The organism is Halomonas sp. ND22Bw (assembly GCF_003011945.1).
In the GTDB taxonomy this organism is placed as follows: Bacteria; Pseudomonadota; Gammaproteobacteria; order Pseudomonadales; family Halomonadaceae; genus Halomonas; species Halomonas halophila.
Genome location: NZ_PXWD01001624.1, coordinates 1 through 242, shown reverse-complemented (window position 1 = coordinate 242; position 242 = coordinate 1). Strand labels below are relative to the sequence as shown.

Here is a 242-nt window from a genome sequence, read left to right as displayed (position 1 = left end):
ACGTCCTGGGCATGGCGCTGCGCGTCGCGACGAACGCCCCGATCCCCGACGCGCCGCGCTTCGGCATTTTTCGGATGTAACGCGATGATCCACACCCTGCTCATTGCCAACCGCGGCGAGATCGCCTGCCGTATCATCCGCACCGCGCGGGCGATGGGCATCCGCACCGTCGCGGTCCATTCCGAGGCCGCCGCCGCCGCGCTGCATGTGCGCGAGGCGGACGAGGCGGTGGCGATCGGCCC

Annotated in this window: 1 protein-coding gene; it reads left to right on the top strand. The window is 71.1% G+C overall.

The window, feature by feature from the left end:
* Positions 1-84 precede the first annotated feature (84 nt).
* Positions 85-242 (top strand): biotin carboxylase N-terminal domain-containing protein (locus tag CVH10_RS23755; RefSeq protein ID WP_146143369.1); only part of this gene is annotated, 158 nt, incomplete at its 3' end.